We start from the raw sequence: 6,430 nt of genomic DNA on the forward strand, positions 1-6,430 counted from the left end.
CGCGATGCCCGTCGACTACTTCACCGCGGCGGCCGTCCGGGCCGCCGAGGCGGCTACCGGTGACCTGCTGACCTCCGGCGCTCTCATGCAGCGGGCGGCTACCGGGGTCGCGAATGTCGTTGCCGCGCACCTGGTTTCGACCGGGGGATGTTACGGGCGCGGGGTGGGGCTGGTGGTCGGTGCCGGCGACAACGGAGGTGATGCCCTGTTCGCGGGCGCACTGCTCGCTCGTCGCGGCGTGTCGGTCTGTGCGGTGCTGCTCAACCCCGAGCGGGCGCACCCGGCGGGATTGGCGGCATTGCGGCGCAGCGGCGGGCGGGTCGTCGAGCGGCTACCCGCGACCATGGACGCCGTCGTCGACGGTGTCGTCGGAATCGGTGGCCACGGGCCGCTGCGCGAAAGTGCGGCAACGGTTTTCGCGTCGGTGACCGCTCCGGTATTCGCCGTCGACCTACCCTCGGGCATCGATGCCGACACCGGCGTGGTGCATGACCCGGCGGTGTCGGCCGACGTCACCGTCACCTTCGGGGTGCGCCGCAACGCGCACCTGCTCGCCGCGCCGCACTGCGGGCGCGTCGTACTGATCGACATCGGGTTGGGCGATCTCGACGGCGCCGACCTGCGGTCCTGGACCGACGACGAGGTGGGGCGGTGCTGGCCGGTGCCCGGGCCCGCGGATGACAAGTACACGCAGGGGGTCGTCGGCGTGGTCGCGGGTTCACCGCGCTATCCGGGCGCCGGGGTGCTGTGCACCGGCGCCGCGATCCACGCGACGTCGGGACTGACGCGATACGCGGGATCGGCAGGGGCGCAAGTCCTTTCGCGTTTCCCCGAAGTGGTGGTCAGTGAGTCCCCGCAGGCTGCCGGACGCGTGCAGGCGTGGATCGTCGGACCCGGATTCGGCGTCGACGACGACGCTCTGGCCCGGCTGCGCACCGTACTGGCCGCCGACGTCCCCGTCCTCGTCGACGCCGACGGACTGACGATGCTCGCCGCGCATCCCGAGTTGCTCGCTGCCCGCACCGCTGCGACGCTGCTCACGCCGCACGCCGGTGAATTCGCCCGGCTCGCCGGGCAGCCGCTCGGGCCCGACCGGCTCGCCGCGGTGCGTGATCTCGCACAGCGGCTGGGGGTGACGGTGCTGCTCAAGGGCCGCGGCACCCTGATCGCCGGACCCGAACCGTCGACGCCGGTGATCGGCAACGACGCCGGATCGTCGTGGGCGGCGACCGCCGGATCCGGAGACGTACTGGCCGGCCTCGCCGGGGCATTGCTCGCCTCGGGACGCAGTCCCGTCGACGCCGCGGCGATGGCGGCGCGTGTCCATTCGGTCGCCGCCGCTATCGGCGCCGACGACGCGCCGCTGGGAGCTTCTCGGCTGCTCGGGGCCATCCCGGCGGCCATCACCCGACTGCGGCGGGCTGCCGGTGCATCGGTGGTGAGACAATGACATCGATGACCGAGCCGGATCTGACCGCGACCATCGACCTGTCGGCGATTGCCCACAACGTCGGTGTGCTGCGCGATGCGTCCGGCGTCGACGTGCTGGCCGTCGTGAAGGCCGACGCCTACGGTCACGGAGCGGTCCCGGTTGCGCGTACCGTGCTCGCGTCGGGCGCAGTCGGACTCGGCGTCGCGCGGATGACCGAGGCCCTCGCCCTGCGCGAGGCCGGCATCGACGCACCGATCACTGCCTGGTTGCACACCGGCGCAACGGATTTCGCAGCCGGGATCGATGCGGGGATCGACATCGCGGTGTCCTCGCAACGGCAACTCGACGCGGTCGTCGCCGCGGCGCGCGTGAGCGGTCGGACCGCCATCGTCTCGATCAAGGTCGACACCGGCCTGCGGCGCAGCGGCGTCGCGGTCGAAGAATGGTCCGATTTCACCGATGCCGCGGCGAAAGCCCTGGCGGACAACACGATCGAGCTGCGGTCGATGATGACACACCTGGCCCGTGGCGACGAACCGGATGATCCGCTCAATTCGGCGCAGGCGGCCGAGCTCGACGCCGCGGTCGCCGACTTCGCCCGGATCGGCATCCGGCCACACTCGGTGCATGTCGCGAATTCGCCTGCCGCGCTTACCCGCCCGGATCTCTCGCGGGACCTCGTCCGCCCGGGGATCGCCGTCTACGGCCGATCTCCGATTCCGCGACTCGGCGATTTCGGCTTGATCCCCGCGATGGAAGTGTCGGCGCAGGTGGCGCTGGTCAAGAGGGTGCGGGCCGGCGAGGGCGTGTCCTACGGGCACGAGTGGATCGCGCGACGGGACAGCCTGATCGCGGTGATCCCGGCCGGCTACGCCGACGGCGTGCCGCGGGCGATGTCGGGGAAGCTGCGGGTCGGCGTCAACGGACGGATCTTCGACGCCGTGGGGCGTGTGTGCATGGATCAGTTCGTCATCGACCTCGGGCCCGATGGCGGCGGTGTCGTCGAGGGCGACCGCGCGGTGCTGTTCGGGTCCGGAGCCGACGGCGGCCCGACCGCCCTCGACTGGGCTGAGGCGACCGGCACCATCGACTACGAGATCGTGTCCGGAATCGGCGCCCGGGTCGTGCGCCGGTATATCGGTGGACCCAGACAGGCGGTCGACGATGCCGAGACGTAAACGGGTGCGCGAGGACAAACGGATGTGGCGCGCGGGTACCGGCAGTGTCCGGTCACTGGGCGCGGCCACGGCCTCGGGTGTGACACGTCGGGCCACCAAGCGCCGAAAAGCGCGCCGCGACGTCGGTCTCGCCGATCCGCACGCCGACGAGAACTTCCGCGCCATCTACGACGACGAGGCGCTGACCGTCGTCACCGACGACGGGTTGCGCCTCGCGGTGCGCCGCGTCGGCCCCGCCGAGCCGGACCTGACCCTCGTCTTCGTACACGGGTTCAGTCTGCGGATGGCCAGCTGGCACTTCCAGCGCTTCGCACTCGAAAAGCGTTGGGCCGACGAGGATATGTCGATCGCGATGGTGTTCTTCGATCATCGCGGGCACGGCAAGAGCGACGCCGCCCCCGACGACACCTGCACGATCTCTCAACTCGGTGACGACGTCGCCGCGGTGATTCGGCAGATGGCTCCCAGCGGTCCCGTTGTGCTGGTGGGACATTCGATGGGCGGGATGTCGATCATGGGCGCCGCGCGCAGGCACCCGGGGCTGTTCGCGCCCGACGGCCGGGTGGTGGGCGCCGGGCTGATCGCCACGGCCGCACGGGGATTGACCGAAGCGGGCCTGGGTGAAGGGCTGTCCAATCCTGTCATCGACGGATTCCGGCTCGCGGTGCGACGGGCGCCGCGCGTCGTGCAGGCCGGCCGCGGCCGCACCCGCAGGCTGCTGATGCCGGTGTTGCTCGCCGCGAGCTGGGGACCCGACTTCTACAGTCCCGCAACCGATCGCGCCGTCGAGTCGATGCTGCAGAACACCCCGATCCATACGATCGTGAACTTCTTGCACGCCCTGGAATCGCATGACGAGTCCGACGCACTGTCGCTGCTAGCCACACTGCCGACCATCGTCGTCTGCGGCGACGAGGATCGGATGACGCCGTACTACAACTCCTACGACCTCTACGGCGAGCTCGGCTCGACGACGCGGCTGACCATCGTCCAGGGAGCCGGACACATGGTGCTGATGGAGCAGCCCGACACGGTGACCGAGCCGATCGCCGAACTGGTGATCAGGGTGTTGGGGCAACGAGATCCTAAGGTGGACAAGGGAATCACTCGCTCACGGGTCGGGTGGCGCGGTTGACGGCACAGACCAGGACGCTGCCCGACGTCGCCGATACCGAGGCATTCGGCGCCGCGCTGGCGACGACTCTGCGTGCGGGCGACGTGGTGATCCTCGACGGTCCGCTGGGTGCGGGTAAGACCGCACTCACGCGTGGCATCGCGGCCGGTCTGGGCGTGCAGGGGCGAGTATCGTCGCCGACCTTCATCATCGCCCGACTGCATCGGCCCGCAACGGCGGGATGTCCGGGACTCGTGCACGTCGACGCGTATCGATTGACCGATTCGGCGATTCCGCTCGACGAGGAACTCGACGCTCTCGATCTCGACACCGACCTCGCCGACTCGGTGGTGGTCGTCGAATGGGGTGAGGGCGTCGCTGAACGGCTGGTGTCGCGCTACCTGATGATTCGGCTACGGCGCGCGCCGGAGTCGGAGGTGCGCGAGGTGACGTGGGAATGGGTGGACAGTGCTGAGGAGTCGTCGTGAGGGTGCTTGCCGTTGATACCGCAACCGATGCGGTGGTGACCGGGGTCGCCGAGCTGTCCGCGGACGCTGGAGTGAGCGTGCTGGCCGACCGCACGGTGACCGACCGTCGACGCCATGCCGAACTGTTGACGACGCTGATCGCCGAGTCATTGGCGCAGGCGGGGCTCGGTGGGCCGGATCTCGACGGCGTCGTCGTCGGATGCGGACCGGGCCCGTTCACCGGGCTGCGCGTGGGGCTGGCGACCGCCGCGGCGTACGGCGACGCACTCGAGATCCCCGTGTACGGCGTCTGTTCGCTCGATGCCATGGTGGCGCAGGAACAGTCGGCAGGTGGCGTGATCGGAACGGCTCTCGCGGTGACCGACGCTCGACGCCGGGAGGTGTACTGGGCGCTCTACCGCGACGGGCATCGGGTGGCCGGACCGAATGTCGTCGCACCGCAGACACTCGCCGAGGAGCTCGCTGGGACGTCGATCGACGTCGTCGTGGGTACCGACGGCTTCACCGACCGGTTCGAGGCGACGCCCGGCAGTACGCAACGACCGTCGGTCACCGGACTGGTCACCGTCGCGGCGAGCGCGGTGCTTGCCCGATCGGTACCGGAACCCCTTGTGCCGCTGTATCTTCGACGCCCCGATGCGGTGGAGCTCAAAGATCAGAAGAAGCGCCGATGACGATCATCGATGCCCTGCTGCGCTCCGACGTCGAGCGGTGCGCCGAGCTGGAACGGGTGATGTTTGCCGGCGATTCGCCGTGGCCCGCGGCGGCGTTCCGCGCTGAACTCGACGCGCCGTACAACCGCTACTTCGCGTTGCGGGAGGCGCCGGGCGGCGAAGTGATCGGGTATGCGGGTATCTCGATCCTGGGGCCCGAAGGCGCCTATGAGTGCGAGATTCACACGATCGCTGTCGCGCCCTCGCATCGTGGGCATCAGTTGGGGTGGGCGCTGCTGGCTGAGATGCTGGCCGTGGCCGACCACCTCGGCGCACCGGTCTTTCTGGAAGTGCGGGTCGACAACGAACCGGCGATCGCGCTGTACGAGGCCAACGGTTTCGTGCGGTCCGGTGTGCGCAAGGGCTATTACCAGCCGTCGGGCGCGGACGCGTACACGATGATTCGCGAGGCCGCGGGCGTACCGGCGGTCGTCGGCGGCGGTGAGGAGTTCCCATGATCGTGCTGGGTATCGAAAGTTCCTGTGACGAAACAGGAGTCGGCATCGTGCGGTGGAACGGCGACGGCACGACGACGCTGCTCGCCGACGAGGTGGCCTCGAGCGTCGACGAGCACGCCCGCTACGGCGGCGTGGTGCCCGAGGTGGCGTCGCGCGCTCATCTGGAGGAGATGGTGCCGACGATGCGACGTGCCCGGGCGGCGGCGGGGATCGACAAACCGGACGCGATCACGGTGACCATCGGACCCGGACTGGCCGGTGCGCTACTGGTGGGCGTCGCCGCGGCGAAGGCGTACGCGCTGGCCTGGGATGTGCCGTTGTACGCGGTGAATCATCTCGGCGGACATGTCGCGGTGGACACGCTAGAGCACGGCCCCATGCCGGAATGCGTTGCGTTGCTGGTCTCCGGCGGGCACACCCACCTGCTGCACGTGACCGACCTGGCCGAGCCCATCGTCGAACTGGGTACCACCGTCGACGATGCCGCCGGCGAAGCGTTCGACAAGGTGGCACGACTGCTCGGTCTGGGTTACCCGGGCGGGCCGGTTCTGGATGCGCTTGCGCGGGAAGGCAATCCGACCGCGATCGCGTTCCCCCGCGGAATGACCGGCCCGCGCGACGCGCGTTATGACTTCTCGTTCAGCGGGTTGAAGACCGCCGTGGCCCGCTACGTCGAGAAGTGCGACCGCGAGGGTGTCGCCGTGCCGGTGGCCGACGTCGCGGCGTCGTTCCAGGAGGCGGTCGCCGACGTTCTGACCATGAAGGCGATCCGCGCCTGCACGGATCTGGGCGTGACGACGCTGGTGCTGGGCGGGGGAGCGACCGCCAATTCGCGGCTCCGCAGCCTCGCCGAAGAGCGTTGCGCGGCAAAGGGAATCACGTTGCGTGTACCCAAACCGCGGTTGTGCACCGACAACGGAGTCATGATCGCGACGTTGGGTGCGCATGTGATCGCCGGCGGCGCGAAGCCGTCGTCGCTGACGGTACCGACCGACCCCGGGATGTCGGTGCAGGTGAGCGTGGCGTAGCCGTCTCCGCTCCCCGAGT

7 protein-coding genes are annotated in these 6,430 nt (G+C 69.7%); all 7 read left to right on the forward strand.

Annotation, left to right across the window (positions count from 1 at the left end; genetic code table 11):
* Nucleotides 1–4: 4 nt before the first annotated feature.
* From HH308_RS14410 to tsaD, 7 genes are read left to right on the forward strand one after another with little or no spacing between them, the layout of a single operon-like run.
* Nucleotides 5–1,450, forward strand: a complete 1,446-nt coding sequence (locus HH308_RS14410; RefSeq protein ID WP_170194906.1) for an NAD(P)H-hydrate dehydratase — start codon at nucleotides 5–7, stop codon at nucleotides 1,448–1,450.
* 5 nt (nucleotides 1,451–1,455) lie between these two features.
* Nucleotides 1,456–2,610: an alanine racemase gene (gene alr / locus HH308_RS14415; protein ID WP_170194907.1), complete on the forward strand. Its 1,155-nt coding sequence runs from the start codon at nucleotides 1,456–1,458 to the stop codon at nucleotides 2,608–2,610.
* Nucleotides 2,597–3,745 carry an alpha/beta fold hydrolase gene (locus HH308_RS14420; protein ID WP_246284602.1) on the forward strand — a complete coding sequence of 383 codons (1,149 nt, stop codon included), beginning with the start codon at nucleotides 2,597–2,599 and terminating at the stop codon, nucleotides 3,743–3,745. Before alr ends, HH308_RS14420 begins: the two co-directional genes overlap by 14 nt.
* A complete protein-coding gene (gene tsaE, locus HH308_RS14425) occupies nucleotides 3,742–4,212 on the forward strand; it encodes a tRNA (adenosine(37)-N6)-threonylcarbamoyltransferase complex ATPase subunit type 1 TsaE (RefSeq protein WP_211188490.1) in 471 nt (156 codons plus the stop codon). The genes HH308_RS14420 and tsaE overlap by 4 nt, the downstream gene beginning before the upstream one ends.
* Nucleotides 4,209–4,886: a tRNA (adenosine(37)-N6)-threonylcarbamoyltransferase complex dimerization subunit type 1 TsaB gene (gene tsaB, locus HH308_RS14430; protein WP_170194909.1), complete on the forward strand. Its 678-nt coding sequence runs from the start codon at nucleotides 4,209–4,211 to the stop codon at nucleotides 4,884–4,886. Before tsaE ends, tsaB begins: the two co-directional genes overlap by 4 nt.
* Complete coding sequence (rimI, locus tag HH308_RS14435; protein ID WP_170194910.1) at nucleotides 4,883–5,383, forward strand: ribosomal protein S18-alanine N-acetyltransferase; 501 nt, start codon at nucleotides 4,883–4,885, stop codon at nucleotides 5,381–5,383. The genes tsaB and rimI overlap by 4 nt, the downstream gene beginning before the upstream one ends.
* Nucleotides 5,380–6,411 (forward strand): tRNA (adenosine(37)-N6)-threonylcarbamoyltransferase complex transferase subunit TsaD, encoded by a 1,032-nt coding sequence (tsaD, locus tag HH308_RS14440; protein ID WP_170194911.1) that lies wholly within the window; start codon nucleotides 5,380–5,382, stop codon nucleotides 6,409–6,411. The genes rimI and tsaD overlap by 4 nt, the downstream gene beginning before the upstream one ends.
* Nucleotides 6,412–6,430 lie beyond the last annotated feature (19 nt).

The organism is Gordonia asplenii, assembly GCF_012933505.1.
Classification (GTDB): domain Bacteria; phylum Actinomycetota; class Actinomycetes; order Mycobacteriales; family Mycobacteriaceae; genus Gordonia; species Gordonia asplenii.